The organism is Psychrobium sp. nBUS_13 (assembly GCF_051201665.1).
Classification (GTDB): domain Bacteria; phylum Pseudomonadota; class Gammaproteobacteria; order Enterobacterales; family Psychrobiaceae; genus Psychrobium.
In genome coordinates this window covers 894,395-918,992 of the sequence record NZ_CP179210.1, presented here as the reverse complement: position 1 = coordinate 918,992, position 24,598 = coordinate 894,395, and the positions used below count along the sequence as shown (strand labels likewise).

The 24,598-nt window shown below is 41.2% G+C and carries 25 protein-coding genes and 1 pseudogene; 13 read left to right on the top strand and 13 right to left on the bottom strand.

The annotated features are described in order from the left end of the window. Nucleotides 1–4: 4 nt before the first annotated feature. Together ACMAZF_RS04105 and ACMAZF_RS04100 are read right to left on the bottom strand one after the other, a co-directional pair. A complete protein-coding gene (locus tag ACMAZF_RS04105; protein WP_435276203.1) occupies nt 5–3,127 on the bottom strand; it encodes an efflux RND transporter permease subunit in 3,123 nt (1,040 codons plus the stop codon). Nucleotides 3,128–3,130: 3 nt separating this feature from the next. After that, nucleotides 3,131–4,276: an efflux RND transporter periplasmic adaptor subunit gene (locus tag ACMAZF_RS04100; RefSeq protein WP_435276202.1), complete on the bottom strand. Its 1,146-nt coding sequence runs from the start codon at nt 4,274–4,276 to the stop codon at nt 3,131–3,133. 666 nt (nt 4,277–4,942) lie between these two features. Here ACMAZF_RS04100 and ACMAZF_RS04095 point away from each other — a divergent pair. The 3 genes from ACMAZF_RS04095 (at nt 4,943) to ACMAZF_RS04085 (ending at nt 6,757) form a co-directional block, all read left to right on the top strand. Further along, a complete protein-coding gene (locus tag ACMAZF_RS04095; protein ID WP_435276201.1) occupies nt 4,943–6,160 on the top strand; it encodes a YncE family protein in 1,218 nt (405 codons plus the stop codon). Between the two features lie 80 nt (nt 6,161–6,240). Further along, on the top strand, nt 6,241–6,351 hold the full coding sequence (locus tag ACMAZF_RS04090) for a diguanylate cyclase domain-containing protein (RefSeq protein WP_435276200.1): 111 nt from the start codon (nt 6,241–6,243) through the stop codon (nt 6,349–6,351). A gap of 157 nt (nt 6,352–6,508) precedes the next feature. Continuing rightward, nucleotides 6,509–6,757, top strand: coding sequence for a GGDEF domain-containing protein (locus tag ACMAZF_RS04085; protein WP_435276199.1), 249 nt, complete (start codon nt 6,509–6,511; stop codon nt 6,755–6,757). Here ACMAZF_RS04085 and ACMAZF_RS04080 read toward each other — a convergent pair. Next, nucleotides 6,721–7,749: an AraC family transcriptional regulator gene (locus ACMAZF_RS04080; RefSeq protein WP_435276198.1), complete on the bottom strand. Its 1,029-nt coding sequence runs from the start codon at nt 7,747–7,749 to the stop codon at nt 6,721–6,723. The genes ACMAZF_RS04085 and ACMAZF_RS04080 overlap by 37 nt on opposite strands. A gap of 103 nt (nt 7,750–7,852) precedes the next feature. Here ACMAZF_RS04080 and ACMAZF_RS04075 point away from each other — a divergent pair, with 103 nt between their 5' ends. Further along, nucleotides 7,853–9,454: a GMC family oxidoreductase gene (locus ACMAZF_RS04075; RefSeq protein WP_435276197.1), complete on the top strand. Its 1,602-nt coding sequence runs from the start codon at nt 7,853–7,855 to the stop codon at nt 9,452–9,454. 50 nt (nt 9,455–9,504) lie between these two features. Next, nucleotides 9,505–9,855 carry a DUF4870 family protein gene (locus ACMAZF_RS04070; protein ID WP_435276196.1) on the top strand — a complete coding sequence of 117 codons (351 nt, stop codon included), beginning with the start codon at nt 9,505–9,507 and terminating at the stop codon, nt 9,853–9,855. Between the two features lie 6 nt (nt 9,856–9,861). Here the strand turns inward: ACMAZF_RS04070 and ACMAZF_RS04065 are convergent, their stop codons facing one another. From ACMAZF_RS04065 to bfr (ACMAZF_RS04055), 3 genes are all read right to left on the bottom strand, one after another. Next, nucleotides 9,862–10,485, bottom strand: coding sequence for an alpha-ketoglutarate-dependent dioxygenase AlkB family protein (locus tag ACMAZF_RS04065; RefSeq protein WP_435276195.1), 624 nt, complete (start codon nt 10,483–10,485; stop codon nt 9,862–9,864). 81 nt (nt 10,486–10,566) lie between these two features. Further along, the gene (gene bfr / locus ACMAZF_RS04060) at nt 10,567–11,034 is read right to left on the bottom strand and encodes a bacterioferritin (RefSeq protein ID WP_435277175.1); all 468 of its coding nucleotides are present in this window, start codon (nt 11,032–11,034) and stop codon (nt 10,567–10,569) included. Between the two features lie 9 nt (nt 11,035–11,043). Further along, nucleotides 11,044–11,517, bottom strand: coding sequence for a bacterioferritin (gene bfr / locus ACMAZF_RS04055; RefSeq protein WP_435276194.1), 474 nt, complete (start codon nt 11,515–11,517; stop codon nt 11,044–11,046). A gap of 583 nt (nt 11,518–12,100) precedes the next feature. Between bfr (ACMAZF_RS04055) and tcdA the strand changes: the two genes are divergently transcribed. Next, complete coding sequence (gene tcdA / locus ACMAZF_RS04050; RefSeq protein WP_435276193.1) at nt 12,101–12,886, top strand: tRNA cyclic N6-threonylcarbamoyladenosine(37) synthase TcdA; 786 nt, start codon at nt 12,101–12,103, stop codon at nt 12,884–12,886. Here the strand turns inward: tcdA and ACMAZF_RS04045 are convergent, their stop codons facing one another. The 3 genes from ACMAZF_RS04045 to ACMAZF_RS04035 all read right to left on the bottom strand — a co-directional run bounded on the left by ACMAZF_RS04045 (nt 12,887) and on the right by ACMAZF_RS04035 (nt 14,261). Beyond that, nucleotides 12,887–13,297: a SufE family protein gene (locus tag ACMAZF_RS04045; protein ID WP_435276192.1), complete on the bottom strand. Its 411-nt coding sequence runs from the start codon at nt 13,295–13,297 to the stop codon at nt 12,887–12,889. It abuts the gene before it with no gap. Further along, the gene (locus tag ACMAZF_RS04040) at nt 13,297–13,596 is read right to left on the bottom strand and encodes a DUF1244 domain-containing protein (protein WP_435276191.1); all 300 of its coding nucleotides are present in this window, start codon (nt 13,594–13,596) and stop codon (nt 13,297–13,299) included. Before ACMAZF_RS04040 ends, ACMAZF_RS04045 begins: the two co-directional genes overlap by 1 nt. Nucleotides 13,597–13,658: 62 nt before the next feature. Beyond that, on the bottom strand, nt 13,659–14,261 hold the full coding sequence (locus ACMAZF_RS04035) for a hypothetical protein (RefSeq protein ID WP_435276190.1): 603 nt from the start codon (nt 14,259–14,261) through the stop codon (nt 13,659–13,661). 176 nt (nt 14,262–14,437) lie between these two features. On the opposite strand from ACMAZF_RS04035, the gene ACMAZF_RS04030 reads away from it, so the two are divergent. The 7 genes from ACMAZF_RS04030 (at nt 14,438) to ACMAZF_RS04000 (ending at nt 21,206) form a co-directional block, all read left to right on the top strand. Beyond that, entirely contained in the window at nt 14,438–16,765 is a 2,328-nt protein-coding gene (locus ACMAZF_RS04030; RefSeq protein WP_435276189.1) for a heavy metal translocating P-type ATPase, read from the top strand. A gap of 4 nt (nt 16,766–16,769) precedes the next feature. Further along, the gene (locus ACMAZF_RS04025; RefSeq protein WP_435276188.1) at nt 16,770–17,165 is read left to right on the top strand and encodes a MerR family transcriptional regulator; all 396 of its coding nucleotides are present in this window, start codon (nt 16,770–16,772) and stop codon (nt 17,163–17,165) included. A gap of 196 nt (nt 17,166–17,361) precedes the next feature. After that, a complete protein-coding gene (locus tag ACMAZF_RS04020; RefSeq protein WP_435276187.1) occupies nt 17,362–17,799 on the top strand; it encodes an Hsp20 family protein in 438 nt (145 codons plus the stop codon). A 296-nt stretch (nt 17,800–18,095) separates the two neighbouring features. After that, nucleotides 18,096–18,395: a hypothetical protein gene (locus ACMAZF_RS04015; protein WP_435276186.1), complete on the top strand. Its 300-nt coding sequence runs from the start codon at nt 18,096–18,098 to the stop codon at nt 18,393–18,395. Between the two features lie 46 nt (nt 18,396–18,441). Then, nucleotides 18,442–19,107, top strand: a complete 666-nt coding sequence (pspA, locus tag ACMAZF_RS04010) for a phage shock protein PspA (RefSeq protein WP_435276185.1) — start codon at nt 18,442–18,444, stop codon at nt 19,105–19,107. Nucleotides 19,108–19,218: 111 nt separating this feature from the next. Next, complete coding sequence (locus ACMAZF_RS04005; RefSeq protein ID WP_435276184.1) at nt 19,219–19,425, top strand: PspC domain-containing protein; 207 nt, start codon at nt 19,219–19,221, stop codon at nt 19,423–19,425. A 578-nt stretch (nt 19,426–20,003) separates the two neighbouring features. After that, the gene (locus ACMAZF_RS04000) at nt 20,004–21,206 is read left to right on the top strand and encodes an IS256 family transposase (protein WP_435273936.1); all 1,203 of its coding nucleotides are present in this window, start codon (nt 20,004–20,006) and stop codon (nt 21,204–21,206) included. Here the strand turns inward: ACMAZF_RS04000 and ACMAZF_RS03995 are convergent. The 4 genes and pseudogenes from ACMAZF_RS03995 to ACMAZF_RS03980 all read right to left on the bottom strand — a co-directional run. Further along, nucleotides 21,203–21,577, bottom strand: a complete 375-nt coding sequence (locus tag ACMAZF_RS03995) for a hypothetical protein (RefSeq protein ID WP_435276183.1) — start codon at nt 21,575–21,577, stop codon at nt 21,203–21,205. The two genes, ACMAZF_RS04000 and ACMAZF_RS03995, sit on opposite strands and share 4 nt — an antisense overlap. Before the next feature lie 184 nt (nt 21,578–21,761). Then, nucleotides 21,762–22,508 carry an IS21-like element helper ATPase IstB gene (gene istB, locus ACMAZF_RS03990; RefSeq protein WP_435277174.1) on the bottom strand — a complete coding sequence of 249 codons (747 nt, stop codon included), beginning with the start codon at nt 22,506–22,508 and terminating at the stop codon, nt 21,762–21,764. Nucleotides 22,509–22,518: 10 nt separating this feature from the next. Continuing rightward, nucleotides 22,519–24,066, bottom strand: coding sequence for an IS21 family transposase (gene istA, locus ACMAZF_RS03985; protein WP_435276182.1), 1,548 nt, complete (start codon nt 24,064–24,066; stop codon nt 22,519–22,521). A gap of 194 nt (nt 24,067–24,260) precedes the next feature. After that, nucleotides 24,261–24,506 (bottom strand): annotated as a pseudogene (locus ACMAZF_RS03980) (IS110 family transposase); the annotation flags it as partial. Nucleotides 24,507–24,598: the final 92 nt, after the last annotated feature.

Genomic DNA, 24,598 nt, shown 5'->3' with positions numbered 1-24,598 from the left:
AAACCTAAAACGTATGGTCTTGTTGCTCTTTCTTGCTGTGGCTTAATTTAAACACCACCACAAAGAACACAGGCACGAAGATAACCGCGAGTACTGTCGCTGATAACATGCCACCAAATACACCTGTACCAATCGCATTTTGGCTGCCAGAGCCAGCGCCCGTTGCGATTACAAGCGGTGTCACACCTAACATAAATGCCATTGATGTCATGATGATTGGACGTAAGCGTAATTTAGCCGCTTGCAACGTTGCATCCACTAAGCTATGCCCCTGTAGGTACAAGGAGCGAGCAAATTCGACAATCAATATTGCGTTTTTAGAGGCGAGTCCAATGGTGGTTAACAAGCCTACTTGGAAGTACACATCGTTAGACAATTCACGCGCTAGCGCAAAGCTCACCGCGCCCATCACGCCCAGTGGAACAACCAACATCACCGCAAAGGGAACACTCCAACTTTCATAAAGCGCCGCTAAACACAAGAACACAACTAACATCGATAACGCATAAAGCAGCGGTGCTTGTGAGCCAGATTGTTTTTCTTGCAGCGACATGCCAGACCATTCAAAACCAAAGCCAGCAGGCAGTTGTTTCACGTGCTCACTCATCGCCGCCATGGCGTCACCAGAGCTAAGTCCCGGCGCAGCTTGACCGAATATTTGAGCCGAAGACGCGCCGTTATAACGCTCTAATTTTGGCGGACCAAACACCCAACGTGCGCTCGCGAATGCCGTAAATGGCACCATTTCGCCTTTATTATTTTTGACATACCAATATTTAATATCATCCGGCATCATGCGATATGGCGCATCAGCCTGCACATAAACACGTTTTACACGGCCACGCTCAATGAAGTCATTAACATAGGTTGGTGCCCAAGCACTTGAGAACGTATTGTTTACATCTTCAATTGATAAACCAAGCGCCATGGCTTTTTGTTGGTCAATATCAATCTTAAATTGTGGGGTGTCTTCTAGACCATTAGGGCGAACACCCATCAAGCGAGGATCTTGCGCCGCAAGTCCCAACAATTGATTACGCGCTGCGGTGAGTTTTTCATGACCATGACCACCTAAGTCTTGCAGTTGGAAATCAAAGCCTGACGCGGTGCCTAATTCCATGATTGATGGCGGCACAAACGCAAAGGCAAAGGCTTCTTTGATGGTCATGAAATAGCCCATCGCACGACCTGCCACCGCGGTGACATGTTGATCGTCACGGGTTCGTGTATCCCAGCCTTTGAGCTTCACAAACGCCATCCCATTGTTTTGACCGTTACCGCTGAAACTAAAACCAATCACAGAGAACACAGACGAGACATTTTCTTTCTCATTTTCTAAGAAGAATTTCTCAACTTTATCCATCTCTTTGATTGAACGTTCAGTTGACGCACCTTGCGGCAGCACTACCTGAGTAAACATGGTGCCTTGGTCTTCGTCAGGTAAAAACGACGTTGGTAAACGTTGAAACATCACCACGAGCACCGCGACTAGAATTCCATAAACCACCATGGTGCGGCCACTGCGATTAACAGTCTTAGATAGGAATGATTGATAACCGTTGCTGGTGCGATCAAAGTGACGATTAAACCATGCGAAGAACCCGCGTTGTGGCTTTTTATGTTGATCAGGTGACTTAAGCAACGTGGCACATAATGCGGGCGTTAATGTGAGTGCCACGATCACTGATAGCACCATTGAAGAGACTACGGTAATAGAGAATTGACGGTAAATTACCCCTGTTGAACCGCCAAAGAATGCCATTGGCACAAACACGGCTGACAGCACCATCGCGATACCGATTAGGGCGCTGGTGATTTGCTTCATTGATTTTTTGGTGGCTTCTTTTGGCGACAATCCCTCTTCGTGCATTACCCGTTCGACGTTTTCCACCACCACGATGGCATCGTCCACCAGCAAGCCAATGGCCAGTACCATGCCAAACATCGTTAGTGTGTTAATGGAGTAACCAAATATCGATAGCACAGCAAAGGTCCCTAACAATACAACAGGTACGGCAATGGTTGGGATGAGTGTTGCTCTGAAGTTTTGCAAGAATAAATACATCACTAAGAACACTAGCAATATGGCTTCGAGCAAGGTTTGAATAACGGATTTTATCGACAGTTTTACAAACGGGGTAATGTCATAAGGAAATACCACTTCCATGCCCTGCGGGAAGTTAGGCTGTAGTTGTTTAATTTTATCACGCAGCGCTTGCGCCGTTTCAAGGGCATTAGCACCTGCGGCTAAGTTAATACCAAAACCCGTGGCTGGGTTGTCGTTAAATTCAGCCACCATTTGATAGTTGTCACTACCAAGCTCAATGCGCGCGACGTCTTTGAGTTTAATAGTCGCGCCGCTTTCTTCAACACGTAGCAAGATATTGCCAAACTGCTCTGGGGTCTCTAATCCCGTTTGTACGATGATGCTGGCATTAATTTGTTGACCCGGCACACTCGGCGAGCCACCAAGTTCACCTGCCGCTACTTGCGAATTTTGCGCGCGAATAGCCGACATGACATCAATGGCTGACAACTTGTATTGATTGAGTTTTTCAGGGTTCATCCATACGCGCATGGCGTATTTACTACCAAAAAACTGCACCTGACCAACACCATTAATACGGCTGATTTGATCTTGAATATTGGATGCCATGTAATCGCCAATATCCACGCTATCAAGTTGATCATTAGTCGAGTAAAAACCAATAACCATCAAGAAAGCACTTGATGATTTAGTCACCTGAACGCCATTTTGTTGCACTTTTTGCGGCAATAATGGCATGGCGGTTTGCAGTTTGTTTTGCACCTGAACCTGTGCGATATCAGGGTCAGTTCCCGCATTAAAGGTAACTGTAATAGCCGCCCCGCCCGATGAATCACTGCTGGCAGAGATATATTTTACATTATCAATACCACTGAGGTTTTGCTCTATCACCTGCACGACGGTGTCTTGCACTACTTGTGCTGACGCACCAGAATAAAATGCACTGATGGTTACTGACGGCGGCGCGACATCTGGATATTGTGAAATAGGCAGACGAAATATGGATAATATGCCCACCAACATGATCATGATGGCGATAACCCACGCGAGGATTGGCCTTTCTATAAAACTTTTAGCCATGAGTTATCCTTCTTGCGCTTTATTTGCTTGCGGAGCAACAGGTACGACAGTCATTCCCGGGCCAATTTTTTGTAGCCCCGTCGTAATGACTTTATCACCACTTTCAAGCCCTGTTAGCGCTAACCAATCTTGACCAACGGAACGGCCAACAGTGAGTTGTTTAATGCCTACCGTATTATCTTTTAATAGAACAAAAACGTTGGCCTGCCCTTGTTTGTCAAACGAAACAGCACTTTGCGGCACTAAAATTGAATTATCGCGAGTCGCTTGCGTAAGATCTATTTGAGCAAACATTCCCGGTAATAATTCATGTTTTGGATTATTAAACTGAGCACGTAACGTGACGGTATCGGTACTAACATTGGTTCGTACTTCGTTGAAATTGAGTTGTCCCAGCTGTGAATAGTTGTCGTTTTTACTAAAACTCAATTGAGCCGTTTGCTCAACATTATTTAATTCACCGCTCGCTAATCGTCTATTGATATTGCGTAGTTCTGTATTGCTTTGCACCATATCAAAGTAAATAGGATCGAGCTGCGTAATGGTCGTTAACATTTGCGATTGCGCTGCGGTGACTAATGCGCCAACAGTAATGTTAGATTTACTAATCTGTCCACTAATCGGCGCTTTCACCTTGGTGTATGCAATATCGACTTGCGCCTTGTGAATAGCCGCTTTTCGAACATCTATTTCAGCAACCATTGCTAGGTAGTTTGCGTTGGCTTGATCATATTGCTGCTGGCTAGCCGCTTTGTCTTTCAATAGCTGAGTGTAACGTGACACTTCAGCTTTTAACGAACGTAAATTTGCTTGGCTACGCACTAACTCAGCTTTCGCCGATGTTAAATTAGCTTGATAAATAGTGTCGTCGATTTGATATAACGCTTGGCCAGCCTTAACGACTGAACCTTCTTCAAATAAACGTGCTTTGATGATGCCAGTCACCTGTGGGCGCACGTCTGCAATAGCTGACGCAACAGCGCGGGCAGGCAAATGTTGACTGAAAGTAATGGTTTGTGTGTCCATAACAACATAATCGACCGATTGTGGCGGCATTTGAAAAGCAGGCGCAGCATCATCAGAGCCACAACCACTCAGCAATAAGGTGACAGAGCTGGCGATGGTTAACGCTAGTAATTTAAATTTCATAATTTCCTCAAATAACACAAGGTTGCCTATGTGTAGGCAGTGATAGGAGATTAGCTATTAACGTTATAAAAACGGGGAAAGACAACTGTAGGATGAGCTTATGTGAAATGAAGCGCAATCTACAATTGTCTGCTCACTAATCTATATTGATTACTAGGGTCTGTTGATCTTTGTGGTTCAAATTTTGTTCAATCTAAAAGGATTTTGGGCAAGACATGAGGATTGATGCTGGGTTTACCCCAGTGAATGACGAATAACGCCGCGCAAAAGCCTTTTAGGTGAATCCTACGGACAGCATTTGTTTGTTATTTCTACGGCGTTATCGCCTATTCGTGTAGCCAGCTACACCACATAGGCTCTGCCTTGTAGAAACCCCAAACAAATTGCTGCAAAAATGAACTCAAAAGATCAACAGACCCTAATCATTTGATTTTGTATTGCTAGGTATAAATACGTATAACAATAGCGGCATAATCAAATTTTTAGCCGCATTATTTTAATAGCTTCGTTAATTTTTGTACAACCTTTCAATACATTATGTGGTCTACTTAGTTGTAACTAAATACGTCACTATCATAAAACACCTGATTAATTCACCTGTTTAAAAAAAACATTAAGTATGGTAAAAATGCGACACTACCGACTAATTATTGACGAGATTTACTTGTGACTATTCGTATTGTATTGATGACTTTTTTAACTCTATTTCTCGCTAATGTGGCGCAAGCTACCGATAAGATTGAATTACGTGATGTTATCGTCGTTGGAAACAACTGGGATGGCACCATTGATATTTACGATCCCCATACGTTTACTCGCATCAAAAAGCTTAACGCGGTGCCAGATAAAGAAGAGCGATTAGATGAAATCTATTCAGGTGTTATTCGCCGTATAAAATCGACTTTCATTCGAGAAGTCATTGGCGAAGGAAACAACCAGATGGTCGATGATATGTTTCCGTCAAATGACGGTAAATATCTCTTTATTTCGCGGCCAAGTTTCGCCGATGCCATCGCCCTTGATGTGAATACTGGCGAGATAAAATGGCGTACGCCCGTAGAAGGTTCACGCTCTGATCACGCTGCCATTTCACCTGATGGTAAGATTTTTTTGGTCTCAGCCTCAACCGCTCGCAAGGTTCATGCTATCGATACCGCAACAGGTAAGATTGTTGCCAACTTTGAATCAGGCGATCAGCCTCATGAGAGTAATTACACCAAAGATGGTACTAAAATATTACATGCGAGCATTGGCAAGGTATTTGTCCCGTTCTCGTCAGGCTGGTTAGACTGGATGAAAGGTGATCGTTACTTTCAAGTCGTTGATGCAAAAACCTATGAAGTATTAGAGCGGGTTGATATTGGCGAAAAATTAGAAGAATTTGGCTATCCGTGGGTCGACAATGCTGTTAGGCCAATGGCTATTGCACCAGATGGGCGCTTTGTGTATTTGCAGGTATCATTTTTTCATGGCTTTTTTGAGTATGATTTAGAAACACAAAAAATTACACGCAAGATGCATTTACCAGTGCCTGAACTTATTGTCCAAATGAGCTTGCGAGATTACCAACTTAATTCAGCCCATCATGGTCTTGCAATTAATCATGACGGCACTAAGTTGTGTGTTGCAGGCACAATGTCGGGCTATGCAGCCATCGTCGACCGCGTTACTTTTAGCTACAAAACAGCTCAATTGTCTGAGCACCCGTTAGGTGCAAAACCTTATTGGGCCACAGAAAGTGCTGATGGTAAAAATTGTTATGTATCAGTGAGCCAGCAAGATCGTGTTGCGGTCATTTCATTTGCAACCGGCAAAGAAATTGCCAGCTTTGAGGTAGGCGATCATCCACAGCGTATTCGCACGGGTAAGTTGCTAATCAAATAAAAATTGGAAAGCGTGCTGTAATTGATAAAACATTAATAGTTGCAGCACATTTATGTCTAATTTATAGTCAGTTCCTCTTTGTGTTAAAACAGCGTAGTGCTCGTTCAGGAGATGATTGCAGTATTTTAATGATCGACCTTGATCATTTTAAATCCCTTAATGATATTTTTGGACGAATTGGGGGAGAATAGTTCGCTGTATTATACCAATTGCATTAAGTAAGTGATCTTGTTGTGCGTAGAGAAAATCAGCTAAAACAAGGCGCTCGATTGACTAATAGCAGGCTATTAGGATTGAGAGCAACGCCATTTTAGTTAATTTTAACAAGTACAAGTGGGCAAATATTTAATGCAATTGGTATTATTACCAAATACAGATCTAAGCAGTGCCTTTGATATTGGCCAGCGAATTTGCAATGCAATAGAGAAACAAATCGTTGATTACCTAACACAAAAAATCAAAATTACTGCATCGATTGGCGCTGCAAACTCTAAAGAGAATAAACAGTCTTTAGAGTTACTAATGTCACGAGCAGATAAGAATCTGTATAGAGCTAAAAATCAGGGGCGCCATAAGGTCCTCGCAGATTCAGAATAAGCATTTCTGATAGCTCTTGGTGATTTAGAAAACCAACGCTGGCAAGACGCACTAAACGTAGCCTGTTCTTGATAACCTAATAAATCTGAAATATGTGAAAACTGTAACTGGCTTTGCGTTAAATAATGCCAGGCAAGCTGTGAACGTACCTTATTTTTAATCTTCACAAAACTTGTACTTTCATTTGATAGTAAGCGATGTAATTGTCGTGTGTGAACCCCTAATATATGAGCAATAGTATCGTTGTCGCATTGATGGATTGCCATCAAAGGCTTTATAAGCTGGCCCACTTTATCTTCCAAACTTACAACCTGCTCTCCTTGCGCTTTAAGATAGCTAAGTGATGTTTCGAACTGCGGTGTATCACGAGTGTTAATAAAAAGATTAAGATCTTCTTCGTCAAAGACGATGCCTGATAAGTTTTTAAATTCAGCGATGTAACATCCAAAATGTTTTTGATAGGCACGTTGGTTTCCTGCAATCTTTTGCGGAAAATACACTTCATTGGGCGACCACTTCTCATGAGTTAATTCACGTATAACGCCCACCATTAACCCAATACTTAGCTCAGTTACCTGTGCAATATTAGGAAGAGGCTGCAACAAAATATCAAAAGAGAGCAATACACCGTTCGCATTTTCTGCCGGCGTTTGCTTGATACTTATCGCTGGACTATGAACATGCAAATACTGAACAACCCAAGCTAACACGTCGCCTAAGGTTGTACTTGATTGTGCCACTAATGCAATCGGACCAAGAATATCAAAGCGCTGACGTGCTGCTAATTGCAAGCCAAAATCAGAACAATTGAGTTGCTGCGCGCAATGGTTAAGTAAACTGATGTAATCTCGGTATTCAAGGAATTGTGATTCTAAATTGCTAAATTCTACTGAGATATCGCAGTGACTCAGCAACGTCGTCACGTCGCCACCTAACTCATTGATAAGTGAATCGATACCTTGCAGAGATGTTGCTCTAATATAGTTTTTCATTGAGTAGTATCAACATCGGAATTGAAGATCTGTCTAAAAATATCAAGTTTTTCACAAACAATCCATGCATTATGGTTACAGTTAATACAAAGTGATCATAAAAATGAACAAAAAGTACGACTACATTGTTATTGGAGCTGGTAGTGCCGGTTGTGTACTTGCTGCACGTTTAAGTGAAGACCCTGCAGTCAATGTGTGTCTTATTGAGGCAGGCGGAAAAGACAGTAGCGCATTAGTGCAAATGCCCGCTGCTCTTGCAGTAAGCGTTCCTTATGGCGTTAATAGCTGGCACTATCAAACAACACCTCAAGCTCAGCTAAACAATCGTTGTGGTTTCGTTCCTCGTGGCAAGGTATTAGGCGGAAGCAGCTCTATCAATGCCATGGTCTATATTCGAGGCAATCGCTGGGACTATGATCATTGGGCAGCGCAAGGTAATGAAGGTTGGGATTATCAAAGTCTCTTACCTTATTTTATCAAAGCAGAAAACAATCATGCCATTGCTAGTGATTATCATGGTAATAGCGGTCCGCTCCATGTTAACGAACTGCAATGCCCAAGCCCTGTTAATAATTTATTTTTAGAGGGTTGTGTAGAACAAGGTATTGCGATTAATCAAGATATCAATGGTAAAGAACAAGAAGGTGCACGACTATCGCAAGTTACTCAGCATAATGGTGAACGATGCAGCGCAGCAAAAGCATACCTAACACCCAATTTAACACGCCCTAATTTAACCGTATTAACTAAAGTACACGTACAACGATTAGTCATTGAGAATGGACGTGTTGACGGTGTGATAATTAAACATAAAAAAGACATCTCAGTGTTATCTGCAACCAAAGAAGTGTTGCTCAGCGCAGGTGCTATCAACTCGCCGCAACTTTTGATGCTATCAGGTATTGGCGATGAGTCAGCATTACAAAAAGTTGATATCCCATTAAGTATTCATTTACCTGGCGTTGGTCAGAACTTGCAGGATCATATAACCGTTGTACCACTTTATTGCGCTAAAACTTCTGCTGGAACTTTCGGGATTAGTGTTTCAGGCGGCGCTAATATTCTTAGCCAAAGTTATCAATGGTTTAGACATCGTAGAGGTAAATTAACTAGCAATTTCGCCGAATCTCATGCGTTTGTCACTATTAATGAAGGTTCTCCTGCACCGGATATTCAAATGGAGTTTGTAATAGGACTTGTTGATGATCACAGCAGAAAATTACATTGGGGCCACGGCTATAGTGTTCACGCGAGTTTAATGCGCCCTAAGAGTCGAGGAACTATTACACTGCGCGATAATAACCCTAATTCAGCACCGCTCATAGATCCCAATTATCTTGCTCACCCTGACGACTTAGACACCTTATTAGCTGGGCTTAAGAAAACGTTACAGGTACTAGAAAGTTCGAGTTTTTATGATATAAAAGGTCAAATGATTTATCCCCTAGATAGCCATAATGATCAACAACTTATCGAATTTATTCGCCAAACCGCCGACACGGAATATCACCCTGTTGGAACCTGTAAAATGGGCATCAAAGATGATGAATTCAGCGTTGTGGATAACAAACTCAAGGTTCATGGTATCGATAATCTGCGAGTGGTTGATGCGTCAATAATGCCAACGATAATCACCGGTAATACCAATGCTGGTGTGATAGCCATCGCTGAAAAAGCGGCTGATATGATAAAGCTTGGTGATTAGATAAGTTGTCGCTACAATGTGTAACTCATTAATAACTCAAGATTAACGTTATGGAAAACACAATTGAACCAAGCACTAAAAGTACCTCAAGTGTCAAAGCGGTATATATTCTTTATTTAGTCAGCATCTTATTTCCAGTGGCTGGCCTGGTAGGTATAGTTCTCGCGTATTTAGAACAAGATAAAGCCCCAGAGTGGTTACGAACCCATTTTAGATATCAGATCAGAACCTTTTGGATTGGCCTACTCTATTTTGTCATTGGTTTTGCTTTGCTAATTATCATTGTAGGTTGGTTTATCTTACTATTTAACGTGATTTGGCTAATCATTCGTATGATAAAAGGACTCCAAGCAATTGACGCCAAAGAACCCATTGCAAACCCAACTAGCTGGATGTTTTAGTTAGCCTCACCTCGCTAAATTTTGCCCTTCAATCGTTCTAAAAGTAAGGTTGATACGCGGCGTGGTGACAGATTTAGTTGGCGGGAGTCGGTGCAACCAGTGAGATTGTGTGCTCCCCTTCATGACTAACAGGCTGCCGTGTTGCAGATAAAGTGAAATAGTTTCCTGTGTTTGCTTATGTTTAAATGCAAATTTTCGCTCAGCACCAAAACTTAACGATGCGATCGCGCCATTTTTCTTTAAATCTTTTTCGCCATCGCTGTGCCAAGCCATTCCCTCACTGCCATCATGATAAAGGTTTAATAAGCAGGCGTTATAACTCTCGCCTGTTTCTCGCTGTGCAATTGATTTCAATTGTTGAAGAAGCGGCGTAAATGACTGGGCAATTTTAGTATTATTTGAATACGTGTAATGAAATGGTTGCTCACCGACCCAGGCAATTTTACGTGCCGTTTCAATTGTTTTTCCAAACATAGATGACCGATCTGGCTGCCAATCTATATCAGTCAATAATTGTTGATAATAGAAATCGGCATCATGTTGATTGACGACAGGCCCATAATAATTCACAACGCCGTCGCGATGTAACAGATTGGCTGGCGCTGGAGATTCACTAAAGAGATCGAACATAAGGGAATATTAAAGAAAAAAGCATGGCGTTATCTTACTCCTTGTCAGGAGAAATAACACCATGCTTTGGAAATTGCGATATTACATCACTGATTGTAAATAATTAGGTAAGCTAATTTTATCAATCAGTCGAAGCTGCTGCTCTAACCAATAAATATGGTCTTGTTCCGTATCTTCCAACAGTGGCATTAATACATTACGAGTTTGAAAATCTTGCTTTTTCTCACACAACGCAACCACTTTACGTAAGTCATCCTGTACGCGATATTCGACATCTAAGTCGTTTTGCAACATCTCAGGTACTGTTTTACCAATAGCGAGCGCATCACGTTTGCTAGCGTCAGGGTGTCCTTCTAAAAACAATATACGCTCAATGAGCGCTTCAGCATGTTGCTTTTCATCTTCAAATTCATGAGCGATACGCTCATGAAGCTTACTAAACCCCCAATCTTCATACATCTTTGCGTGAACTAAATATTGATCCATCGCCGTTAATTCATGAGTTAATAATCGGTTTAAATTGTCGATAATTTCTTGATCGCCTTTCATCATAAGCTCCTATTCGCTATCAATCATTGATTGCTGATAATTTTCTATACCAATATTTTCAATTAGCGACAATTGCGCCTCTAACCAATCGATATATTCTTGTTCGTAATCCATAATTTCCACCAGCAAATCACGACTGACATAATCGCCAGCATCTTCACAACGCTGAATAACATCAGTAAGTAAGGTGTTTTGCTCCAACTGCACACTTAAATCACATTCGAGCATTTCTAAGGTATGCTCACCGATTTTAAGTCGCCCAAGTTGCTGTAAATTAGGTAACCCTTCTAGTAATAAAATGCGCTCTATCAATTTGTCACTTTGCTTCATATCTTTGATAGATTTTTTGTACGCTTTACTATTAAGCGCTTCTAATCCCCAGTTTTTAAATATTCGAGCATGTAAAAAGAACTGATTAATAGATGTCAGTTCAGCGGTAAGAACACGATTAAGCTGATTAACGATATCACTTTGAGGTTTCATGACCCACTCCATTGCATTAACAAGGTAACTGTTGGTTTATTATGCACACAAATACACTAAAAATCAAAATATTCTTTATTATCAATAAATTAAAAGAAAAACTAAATCACATCGATTATCATGTTCACGACGATTAGCTCTTCTGTAGTTATATCAATATTGTGCCTTTGCTTACATGGATGTAGCCCATTAGGATAATGCAGGAGCTATTATCGAGCCAGCTACACCACATAGGCTCTGCCTTAGTAGAAACCCCAAACAAATTGCTGCAAAAACACACTCAAAAGAGCAACAGACCCTAATGCTTCGAGTCTTTTTTATTTACATTTAGCAGGCCTAGCACTGATTGGTGTTGGGCTCTACCTATTGCTATTGACAGAGCAAACACAGCAAGTTTCAGGGATGGTTGCTGTTAGCAGTGCGTTAGGCTTGGGTGGCGTGCTTATATCACCTTACCCCGTGGTAAAATTTATAACTTGGTCACAACAACAAGACTAGATTTCACTGGCCTAAACCGTCGAAAAATCGGATAATCGCCGCCATTCCAATCCCTCTAGAATTTAGCAATAGTGTTGATGTGATTATGTCTGAGCAATTTGATTTACGATTTGGCGGTACTAAACGACTTTATGGCAATGAAGCTGTTGAAAAACTTGCGTCATCTCATGTGTGTGTTGTTGGTATTGGCGGTGTCGGCTCTTGGGCTGCTGAAGCGCTTGCTCGCAGTGGTGTTGGCGAAATTACCCTGATTGATTTAGATGATATTTGTACAACTAATATTAACCGTCAAATTCATGCATTGACTGATACTGTTGGACAATCAAAAGTCGAAGTAATGGCGCAGCGCGTTCGCGGCATCAATCCTGATTGTAAAATTAATGAAGTCGAAGACTTTGTCGATGCTGATAATCTAAGTGAATTAATCACAAAAGATATGGATTATGTCATTGATGCTATTGATAGCATTAAAGCAAAAGTCGCGTTAATTGCTTATTGTAAACGGTATAAAATTAAAATTATCACCGTTGGCGGTGCAGGTGGTCAACAAGATCCTACTCAGGTTCAAATTGCAGATTTAGCAAAAACAGTTCAAGATCCGTTAGCCGCCAAAGTACGCAGTGAATTGCGCCGCTTTCATAATTTTTCGAAGAATCCCAAACGTCGTTTTCAAGTAGAATGTGTTTTCTCAACCGAACATTTAATGTACCCAACGAGTGACGGCAGTGTATGTGCACAGAAATCACAAGCAGATGGTCCAATGAAAATGGATTGTGCTAGCGGTTTTGGGGCCGCAACTGTTGTTACGGCAAGCTTTGGTTTTGTCGCTGTCGCGCGAGTGATTAAAAAACTAACCACAGTGGCCAAATAACTAACGTGTTTGAGCTACTTTTGCTATTTGCTCAATAATGGCACGGATGCCGTTACCACGCGATGGGCTAAGATGAGAGAGCAATCCAAGTTCCTCTAAGAATTGAGCGCAATCAAAGGTGACAACCTTATCTAAGGCCAAGCCTTGAAAAGACTCGCAAATAATAGCAATGAGCCCACGCACAATTTTTGCGTCACTGTAAATGTTTAGTTGTAATCTATCGTCAACAACTTCACCGTAGAACCAGACATTGCTTTCACAACCATTAAGTAAAACATCGTCAACCTTTAACACATCATCCATCGCAGGTACCGATTTGCCCAGCCTTAGAATAAATCGATATTTATCTTCCCAGCTTTTTAATAATGAAAATTGCTCAACAAGTTGCTGTTGATTAATACTTAAACTCATTATTTTTTCTTAGCATTAAAAGCATCTAATTGCGCTTGGGTTGCAGGCTGTTGATGATTAGTTTTCCATTCACTATATGGCATACCATAAACACGTTCGCGAGCCTGATCGTCTGTCATTTCAACGCCGTGATCGTCAGCCGCTGTTTTATACCATTTACCAAGACAATTACGACAAAAGTCAGCCAAAATCATCAGATCAATGTTCTGAACATCTTTATTATTATCTAAGTGTGATAGTAAACGGCGAAATGTAGCGGCATCTAGTGCATCTTGCGTTGATTTATCTAATTGGCTCATGTGTTATTTTATTATTGGATTAAAGAAGTCGTCATTTTAACAGGCCAAGTCCATCCCCGCTATCACTGGTTGTTAACTATGAGATATTCAATTTCCGGTAAGCTTAAATCAAGAGACGAACCAATCGTATTAAGTCTCACGCGATCGTGATGCTCCATTAAGCATGAACCATCAGCAAAGCTGAAAGCTGCTACGACTATCTGATGCTTTTTTTCCAAACTTAATAAATGCTTATATTGCGTTAAAAAGGGTAATGTTGGCGCTGATCCTGAATTGATTATTGATTGCTCATTATCAATATCAATATTCGACTTTTCGTTGCTGGTTGTTTCTTGATAAATTTGCTGTAAGCGCTGACGAGAATGAATCGTATCGCCATAACCGCTCAGCAGGTAGTTAAGAACTCGAAATAAAACCATATGGTCAAGTGCTTGTGAATGTTGTGATGGCTTATCAAGAATTTGCGGATCAAAGCAACAATGGCATTGCTGACAGATTACATAATTCGCTAGTGAATTCAGTTTAGCGACGGATATTCCAAACACTGTGAAATACGCTGTTGATTGATGATGAGCATATGTTTGTTGGCTTTTACATGTTGGGCAGTCAAAATTTCCTTGCTCAACCGGAGCAACTTTTTCGGTTTCGCCCATCAAAATAAACATAATTTCTCCCTGCGTATTGGTAATGTATTTACTCTATCAGTGGTAAAATTAATAATCAATTATCAGTATGTTAGAACGTAATTTTATTGATTTCACTTTAGACTTTACCTTCCTGTTACTAGAAGCTTTAAAGTGGTGAAATAAATAGGGAAACGGTTTCGTAAATAGAGGCTCTTATGTCTGAAAATCTCACTGTTAAATATTCACTATCAATTGGCGGGCTTCGTTGTAACAACTGTGTCAATGGACTTAATAAAAAGCTCAATCAGCTTGCCGATGTGCATGCCAATGTGAGTTTTACTAATGAACAAGCCCAATTTGAATGTCAGCCTTCAAAACTCTATGAGGTTATCGATACCATTGTCGGCGCAGGCTACCAATTGATACATACGCAAGAGACTTATTCGATTACAGGTTGGCGTTGTGGTGGCTGTGCGAATAAAACTAAAGAGAAACTCAGTAAGATAACAGGGCTTACCAATGTCAGTGCCAATAGCACGCTTAATCAGTTATCACTTGAGCGCAACAATGATCTTGTTTCTCAATCACAAGTTATTCAAGCACTGAGTGACCAAGGCTATCAAGCCCAATTGAAAAGTGATTTACAATCATCACCTAAGCGAACGGAACAACCATGGCGATTAATCGCCGCAACCTTGCTAACTCTTCCATTAATAACACCGATGTTCGCAATGCTTTTTAGCATCGAATTTATGCTTATAGGTTGGCTGGAATTTGTTTTAGGAACGCTAGTTCAGTTTGTTATTGGCGCGCCGTTTTATCGTGGTGCATTACAAAGCCTCAAAAACAAAGCCGCCAATATGGATACCTTAGTTGTACTAGGAACCAGTGCTGCCTATTTCTATAGTTGCTATCTCTTATTCTGGTTGGGTCGTGAAGGGGGACTTTATTTCGAATCCTCTGCTGTCATTATTACTTTTATTTCAATAGGTAAATGGCTTGAAGATCGTGCAAAGAAATCGGCTGGTGACGCGATGGTGTCGCTTATTGCGTTAAAAGCTCAAACTGCCAATGTTGTGGCCAATGGTGCTATCACTCGAATTGCTATTGAGGATGTTCAAGAAGGCGCTATAGTCCGTGTCATGGCTGGTGCAAAAGTACCTGTAGATGGCACTATTATCAATGGTAAAAGTGAATTTAATGAATCCTTTATCAGCGGCGAACATTTACCCGTTGCAAAAACTATTGGCGATGAAGTCTTTGCTGGTGCTGTTAATGGACATGCTGTGATTGAGCTCAAAGTTAGTGCTATAGGCAGCGCAAGTAATCTAGGACAGATTATTGCGATGGTAGAGCAAGCGCAGAGTACTAAGGCGCCGATTGAACGCTTAGTCGACAAAGTGGCAGCATGGTTTGTACCTATCGTTTTAATGATTGCAGCAGCTACTTTTATCAGTTGGCTTATTGCTGGCGTAAGTTTTGAAATCGCGCTGATTAATAGCGTTGCGGTATTGGTGGTTGCATGTCCTTGCGCATTAGGATTAGCGACACCTGCTGCTATTGTTGTTGGAACCGGATTGGCAGCAAAGCAAGGCATAGTGCTCCGCGATCCCAAAGCATTGCAAATTGCTGGCACCATACAAAAAGTTGTTTTTGATAAAACTGGCACGTTAACAATAGGTCAGCCTCAAGTGACGGATTATCATTGGTTTACTAAAACACCGATGCTTAATGAATTAAAGGCACTCATTAGCAATAGTGATCATCCGCTATCATTGTCAATTGCTCGCCAGCCCTGGTTAGAAGATGCTTCAGTCATAGAAAGTTCTTCAATTGAGGTCATTGCTGGCCAAGGAATAATTGCAGATATAGGCGAACAGCGTTTCTTTTTGGGTAATCGTCAATTACTTGAAAAGCACGGTGTAACACTTTCTATGCTTACTGAAATACCCAATGGCAGTGAAGTGTTATTTGCTAATAGTGAAGGGGTGTTAGCTCAATTCATTCTTGAAGATTCATTACGTGCCCAAAGTAACGAAGCCGTCGTACAATTAGCTAAGCTTGATATATCAAGCGTGTTATTAAGTGGTGATAATCAACAAAGCGTAGATTTAGTTGCCCAATCTTTATCAATTACTGAACATTATGCTCAACAGACGCCATTTCAAAAACAACACTACCTCACTAAAAATCAAGAAGTTGGTGTAAGAATTGCTATGGTAGGCGATGGGATTAACGACGCGCCCGCGCTTGCACAAGCCGATTTAGGTATTGCGATGGGGGGCGGCACCCAAACTGCAATTAGTAGTGCGCAAATAACGCTAATGCAGGATAATCCAAGGCTTGTGGCAACCGCTATTGATATCGCAAGAAAGACATGGCAAACGGTAAAGCAAAATTTATGGTTAGCATTTATGTTTAATACTGTTGCAATACCTGCAGCTGCTCTGGGCTATTTATCTCCGCAATTAGCAGGATTAGCAATGGCATTGTCGAGTGTGACAGTACTTGGCAATGCTTTATATTTAAAATATCAAGGTTAAAGCTATGAAGAGCATTACACAAGTCAGTCGCCTGCTAGCGATGCCTGTAAAAACAATTCGATATTATGATGATATTGGACTGCTCGGCTCAGTTAGTCGTGCGAACAATGGATATCGTCAGTTCAATGAGACTAATATCGCGCAGCTTCGCCTAATTCAAAGTGCGAGATTTGCCGGATTTAGCATCGACGAATCGAAAGAGTTGATAGCGTTATTTAACGATAATAATAGAGCAAGCAAAGAAGTAAAAGCACTTACGAGTGAAAAAATCCGTGCATTAAAAGAAAAAATAAATGAGCTCAATAATGTAGTAAAGAACCTTGAATCCCTGCATGATGCCTGTGCTGGCGACGAACAAAGTCAGTGTTCTATATTAGATGGATTATCTAAAAAAACGTAATAAATAGAAAGTAGCCCTTGAAAGTATAAATATCGTCCATATTAAGTAATTAGTGACAGGAAAACTTGTCACAACCGTTAACAGTCACTTAGTGATGTTAATAATCAAGGTGCAGCAAGAGCTGGCCTTTTACAACTGTAGCCACCGAAATGCTTTCGGCAAAGAGCTACCATATTGCTTCTTAGGAGAATATATTATGCGTACTATCGACTTATCACCACTATACCGCAGTGCTATTGGCTTTGACCGTTTAGCGTCAATGATTGAAACAGGTAACAAGAGTAATAACCAAGGTTACCCTCCTTATAATATCGAACAGTTTTCTGAAGATGAATATCGCATTACATTAGCTGTTGCGGGATTTGACGAACCTGAGCTCGAAATCACCAGTCATCAAAATACATTGTTAGTCAAAGGCACTAAACAGCCGCAAGAAAATTCTGAGAGTAAATTTTTATATCAAGGCATTGCAGAGCGCGGCTTTGAAAGAAAATATCAGTTGGCAGATTATGTAACAGTGCAAGCTGCTGATCTCAATAATGGTTTATTACATATTGATTTAAAAAGAGAAGTACCTGAAGCGATGAAACCACGCTCGATAGCTATTTCGGGAAATAAACGACTCGAAGAATAGCCCCTCCTCTCTCATTATTGCTCTCATTAAAGAACGGCCATTGGCCGTTCTTTTTTTTCGCGTAAAGAAAATAACTGTATAAATATTAATTGAATTAATTGTGGTTAAAAAAACCAAATAATGGTTTTTATTGCCTTGTGAGTTGTATTTTAAATTAATGTTTACTTTGTTTTTTATGTTTAAATTGTTGTTTTTAAATTGTTTTTCTGTTTTGGCACGCAGGGTGCAATAAGTAAATCAAGAAACGGCACAATAAACGCCAACCATTAATTTAATTTGAAAACATGGAGTCCATCATGACTAAGTTACAAAACACATTACGCAATATCGCTTTAGCTTCTACATTGGTTATCGCTGGATTAGGAAGTAGCGTTAACGCGGTAGAGTTATCTGAAAAAGCAAAGCAACACTTAATGGCAACACTTGGTAATGCATTCTCAAACCAAGTTAGCGAAGTGGTTACTCAGGTTAATTGGGACATGGAACAAAACATTCAACAGTCATTGATTAACTTAGGCGTTACTGACAATGCACCAAAAACAAAGGTCACAGTAACGGTTAAACAACCTGAGAAAAAAGAAGTTTCAACTAAGTAACTAGCAATAAACAACGAATTACATTTTTATATAGTGGAGAATTATTATGGGTATTTTTAGCAGATTCAGTGACATCATTAACGCAAACATCAACACAATGTTAGATAAAGCAGAAGATCCAAAAAAATTAGTACGACTGCTGATTCAAGAAATGGAAGAAACATTAGTAGAGCTGCGCGCTAATGCTGCAAAACATATTGCAGAGCGCAAAACGTTAGAAGCAAGCCTTGCTAAAGCCAAAGCTAATGTGAAAGATTGGGCAGCCAAAGCTGAATTAGCACTAAGTAAAGGCCGAGAAGACCTAGCACGCAGTGCACTGCTTCAAAAGCAGCAATCGACTGAACAGGTTGACGCACTAGAAGAAGAGTTAGTTCGATACAATGATGCTCTGTCAACAACAGATGCCGATGCTTCGCGACTTGAACAAAAGATGGTTGAAGCACGCACAAGACAGCAATCGTTACTTGCTCGTAAGCAACAAGCTCAAACGCGTTTGAAGGTGAAGAAGCAGCTAAATAGCAATAAAGTTGAAGATGCGCTTATACGTTTTGAACATTTTGAAAAGAAAATCGAAGCTATTGAATCAGAAGTTGAAAGCTATGATGTTGGCAATGGCGAAGCACGATCTGTAGAAGCTCAGTTTAAGCAGATGGAACGTGAAGAGTCTATCGACAAAGAGCTAGCACAATTAAAGCAAAAGCTGGCGTCGTAAATTATGTTGATGTCTAGCACCATTTTATGGATATACCTTTTGCCAGTGGTCGGCATGATAGTGAGTGCTGGCATCATATCCATAGTTAACGAGATTTCTTAGGAGAACATTATGAGTATTTGGCATCGTATTACAGTAGACAAAAAACATAACAAATTGTTTGGCGTTTGTGCTGGCATTGCAAATGCGTTTGGCTACAGCAGAATGGCGGTGAGAGTTACGACTGTTATCGGACTGTTATTTGCTCCCATCATTACATTAACAGTCTATGCGACGGCAGCCGTGTTACTGCCCACAAGACAACAAGTCGTCGCTTGAACGCTCTCAATTCAATCAAAGCCCCGAACTTAAAATTCGGGGCTTTTTTATGTTCAGAATGAACGGTATCGGGCGATGCCATGGACGGCAAGGAGCCGATATGTTTACGGCTAAATGGATTTAGGAGGTAGAGCGAAGCAGGAGCCAGAGCCGAGGATGAACGGTCAGGTTCTTGTTCCCGACAAAACCTAAGTACTTACATATATGGACCCACTCCGTTTGCAAGACATTTAATCAATGATGTAAGAGAAAAATCTCTTGCTCTCATATATCCGGCCTATTTTTGGATAATTTTTGCCATCTCCCGCAGCGGCATAGGTTGCGCTCGCTATTATTGGACCAATACCGAGTATCCCATCTAGCCGTTGGCACACCTCATACCAATTGCATTAAGTAAGTGATCTTGTTGTGCGTAGAGAAAATCAGCTAAAACAAGGCGCTCGATTGACTAATAGCTGGCTATTAGGATTGAGAGCAACGCCATTTTAGTTAATTTTAACAAGTACAAGTGGGCAAATATTGGGAGTGTTCATAATTCTGTGTCATTTCAGTAGAATATAATAAAACAGGAATGACACATGACTAACTCTTTTGATTTTGAGCAAGCATTAACAGATTTGCAAGCTGGTAAAAGCCTCACTGGTAAAGATGGCATCTTAGGCCCTTTGATTAAGCAATTAACCGAAGCGGCTCTTAATGCCGAACTAGAGCACCACTTAGCCAACGATAATCAATCTAATAGAAAGAATGGCAGAACAAGTAAAAACATCAAACACCCGTCTGGTAATTTTGAACTCGACACTCCGCGAGACCGCAATGGAACATTTGAACCTCAATTAGTGAAGAAAAATCAAACCTCACTATCAGATGAAATCGATCGCAAAATACTCTCGATGTTTAGCTTGGGAATGAGTTATCGTGATATCAATGCACATGTAGAGGAGATGTACGGTATTAACGTGGCCACAGGAACGATTAGCGCAGTCACTGACAAGCTTATTCCTGAGCTTAAAGCATGGCAACAAAGGCCATTAGATAGCCATTACCCAATTGTTTGGCTCGATGCTATTCATTATAAGGTCAAAGAAAACGGTCGCTACATCAGCAAAGCTGTCTACACGTTATTAGCACTTAATATGCAGGGTAAAAAAGAGATATTAGGGTTGCATTTATCAGAAAACGAAGGGGCTAATTATTGGCTTTCAGTGCTGACCGACCTTAATAATCGCGGTGTTAAAGATATTCTTATTGCCTGCGTAGATGGGCTAACCGGCTTTCCTGAAGCCATAGCAGCTATCTTTCCTGAGACAGAAACACAGCTTTGTATCATTCATCAAATTCGAAACTCACTTAAGTACGTCGCGTCTAAAAATCAGAAAGCCTTTATGGCCGATTTAAAACCTGTCTATCGTGCACCCACAAAGGAAGCAGCTGAATTAGCACTCGATAAACTAGAAGAGAAGTGGGGCGAAAAATATCCGCTGGTTATTAATTCCTGGCGCAGGAAGTGGCACAATCTATCTCACTATTTTAAGTACCCTGAGCACATCAGGAAGGTGATATATACCACGAACGCCGTTGAGGCGGTTCATCGTCAGTTTAGAAAGTTAACGAAGACAAAAGGCGCATTCCCGAACGAAAATAGCTTGTTGAAGCTGTTGTATGCTGGCATATTGAATGCTTCTGAGAAATGGACGATGCCAATCCATAACTGGAGCTTGTGTGTTTCTCAGTTGGCGATATATTTTGAGGGACGTTTAGATAGCGTCATTGATATTTAGAAAATTAAGCCTGACACAGAATGTTGAACGCCCTCCAAATATTTAATGCAATTGGTATAATTATCCTTATTAAGCGTTATTATCCGTTTCTCACAACCACGAAACCTCTGCTCTATCACTTTTAGTTCCTCAAGTAATTGAGCAAACAAATCCCGCGTTAGACATGTTAAATTGTTTTCAAAGTCTTCCAGTATTTCAGGAAGCGCTTCTCGTACCGCTTTTAGACCTTTATCAATGACAATGCCATATTCGGCAAGTAGACCACGAATTTGGCTCACTAACGCTTTTCTCTGTTTCTTTATACGCTCACGTTGGCGGTGAAAATTCTGAATATCTTGTTGCTCAATGCATCTGATCGGCACAAATCGCATATTTGGTCGTTGAGCCGCTTCAGTAATGCCTTCAGCATCGTTGAAATCGTTTTTATTGCCTTTTACGAAAGGTGTGTATTCTCATGAAGATGATCACTCATTCTCACCGAAGCTGATCAGTTGTTCTCATCCATACTGATCACTCTTCGGTGCCATTTTGCGGCTCGGTAACATTGTTAATTGATCACGACGTCTCCGTCAAGTTCATTTCTAATTTTCGCATTGATTCTCCCTGTAACTCAAAACGCTGTGAACGATGAATAAGCCGATCCATAATGGCATCTGCATAGGTGGCTTCACCGATCAGTTCATGCCACTTAGCCACAGGCAGCTGACTCATTATGATCATTGAACCTTGTTCGTGTCGTGCGTCTATTATGTCTAGAAGATCGCTGCGCTGCTGACTCGTCAACATTTCCATTCCCCAATCATCCAAGATCAAGATCGGTGTCTTATTGAGCTGGGCAAGGAACCGAGGATAACTTCCCTCGCCGTGAACTTGCCGTAGCTGCTCTTGCAGCCCTTTGATTCGGTAATAGCGTGCTGGTATGCCCTGTTGGCAAAAGTAATGCCCAATAGCACAGCCTAAAAAGGTTTTGCCGCAGCCTGTCGCGCCGGTAAAAATAAGGTTCTGATGGTGCTCAAGCCAATGTCCTTCAAGCAAGCTGCTAATTTGTGATTTAACAATGCCACGGCTCGCTCGGTAATCGATTTGACTTGGATGAGCAGCCAATCGAAATTTAGCATACTTGACTAGGCGCTCTATCTTACGTTGCTCCCTGGTTGCAATTTCTTCTCCCAGCAATAGTGATAACCGATCATGAAAACTTAAGTCACTATATAAATGTGGCTGCTCTTCTTGGCGCGTTAGGCTGCTGAGAATGACGCTTAAACGTAAATTACTAAGCTGTTGAGTTAATTCGATATTCATCATATTTCCCTTAATGGTAGTAGTTTTGTCCACGGACATTGTCATGCTTGATATCTGCCAATAGATCGATTTGCTTAGGTTCACGTTTTTCTTGGTCTAAGTTCTTTTTCAGTATGATTTTTACGTTTGCTAGTCGGTAACCTCCAGTGTCTAGGGCCCGTTGACATGCCGCGTTTAGGCGCTCTTTTGAATAGACCTTGTTTAAGCTCAGTAAGCCAAAGCAGACTTTATAGCTTTGTTGTGGATGAGCTTTACTGTGCAATTGATAGTCGACCCACTGCGAGACATACTCACCGAGCGTACTCGCCCATTGTTTTAAGCGATCTGGCGTCCATTTAGCGTAATCTTGATGCGCCTTAGGCATATGCTCCACTTGAGTGCTGTAACCTCCGATGCGGATTGAACGAAGATGCTGGGCAATACATTGATTTTGATAATAAAGTTTTACAGTCTTATCACTGACATGCGCCTCGACTTGCTTTTTAAGTAGCCCATACGGCACTGAGTAATAGTGCTTATTCACTTCAATATGGTAATCAACATTTACTTTGACCTTTTTTATGTAGGTGTACTGGTAAGCGTGTCTCGGAAGAGGCCTCATGGCGGGCAGCTCATGGGTATTAAACTCTGTTGTTCTGTTTCCTGGCAGTTTCTGGAAAGGCTTGGTGTTTAACTTCACAAGTAATTGGCTGACCCGCTGATTGAGCTGCGTTAAGCTATAGAATGTTTCATGGCGTAATACCGCCATTATCCAGCGTTCGACGATCAGCACACCATTTTCAGCTTTAGCCTTGTCTTTGGGCCGCAACGGTCTTGCTGGAATGATTGCTACATTATAATGTGCAGCAAGCTGCTGATATGTTGGGTTTAAGTCAGGGTCATATTTACATGCTCTTGTTGTCGCTGAACGCAAATTGTCAGGCACAATAATATCGGGAATGGCACCTAAAAACTCGAATGCTCGAACATGGCTCATTACCCAATCTTCAAGCTGTTGGGATAGCGTCGCTTCAGCAAAGGTAAAATTAGTACCACCCATCACAGCAACGAATATTTGTGCGCCGCGAAATTCACCAGTTTGTGGGTTAACAATGGGGATTGTTGGGCCACAGTAATCAATAAACAACTTCTCACCGTACTTATGAATCTGTCGCATCGACGGTTGTTGACGTGACAGCCAGTCTTTGTAAATACGGCACATCTGCGGATAGCTATAATGATTAGTGGCATTTCGCTCGACATACTCTTGCCACAGCAACTGTTTAGTAACGCCTTTACCCTTTAATTGACTATTGAATTGTGACCAGTTTGGCAGCGGGATCGCAGTCCTAGGTTGGATTTTGGTTTGCAAAAAGCACTTATTGAGTTTGATGTCGTCCCAAATTGGTGGCAACGGCCATTCCTCTATACCCATGAGCTTAGCGCGGTTGACATAGGTCGATACAGTACCTGGTGAGATAGACAAGCTTGTACCGATTTTACGGTGTGATAACTTGGCTTCATATTTTAATCGAAGTATTTCTTTAAGTTTTCGCATTGATATTGACTCTGCTGGCATAACGACTCCTTGATAAAAATGGAGTAAACATTATGCGGTTATAACAATGCAAAATGGCAGTATTGAAAGCAGTCATTTGAAATTAGCCTAGCTAAAATCAGTGATCAACATCAATGAGAAAAGGTGATCAGCTTGAATGAGAATGTGTGATCAGTTTCGATGAGAACAGGTGATCAACATCCATAAGAATATGCAAAAGGCTTAACATACTGTGGAGCGATGAGTTTTACCTCGTGACCCAAAGCAATTAACTCTCGAGCCCAGTAGTTAGCACCACCGCACGCTTCCATTGCTATTAAGCAAGGCTCTAATTTTGCGAAGTAAGCCAATACTTGTTTTCTTTTTAACTGTTTTTTCTTAATCAACCTTCCCATTTTATTCACGGCAAATAGATGGAAGGTAGATTTTGTTATATCAAGGCCAATTGTTGTCATCTTCATGTTGATCCACTCCGCTTCATAATAGTTTAATAACATATCTATTATGGCCTAAATAGGCTGATTAGTAGGTGGAGTGGGTCCATACCATCATC